Origin of the sequence: Paraburkholderia sp. BR10923, assembly GCF_040948765.1 — a bacterium.
Taxonomy (GTDB): Bacteria; Pseudomonadota; Gammaproteobacteria; order Burkholderiales; family Burkholderiaceae; genus Paraburkholderia; species Paraburkholderia youngii.
In genome coordinates this window covers 1-451 of sequence record NZ_JBFPKO010000166.1, presented here as the reverse complement: position 1 = coordinate 451, position 451 = coordinate 1, and the positions used below count along the sequence as shown (strand labels likewise).

The following is a 451-nucleotide window of genomic DNA, read 5'->3' as shown; positions in this document are numbered from 1 at the left end:
CGGTGGCTCTTCCGACGGCGGCGGCTCCTCCGATGGCGGGGGCTCCTCCGATGGCGGTGGCTCCTCGGAAGGCGGCGGCTCCTCCGATGGCGGTGGCTCTTCCGACGGCGGCGGCTCTTCCGATGGCGGTGGCTCTTCCGACGGCGGCGGCTCTTCCGACGGCGGCGGCTCCTCCGATGGCGGTGGCTCTTCCGATGGCGGTGGCTCTTCCGATGGCGGGGGCTCCTCCGATGGCGGCGGCTCCTCCGACGGCGGCGGCTCCTCCGACGGCGGCGGCTCCTCCGATGGCGGGGGCTCTTCCGACGGCGGTGGCTCTTCCGACGGCGGTGGCTCTTCCGACGGCAACGGCTCCTCCGATGGCGGGGGCTCCTCCGATGGCGGTGGCTCCTCGGAAGGCGGCGGCTCCTCCGATGGCGGTGGCTCTTCCGACGGCGGCGGCTCTTCCGATGGC

1 protein-coding gene is annotated in these 451 nt (G+C 74.7%); it reads left to right on the top strand.

What is annotated here, in order from left to right:
* Positions 1-451 (top strand): hypothetical protein (locus AB3X94_RS41935; protein ID WP_368614482.1); only part of this gene is annotated, 451 nt, incomplete at both ends.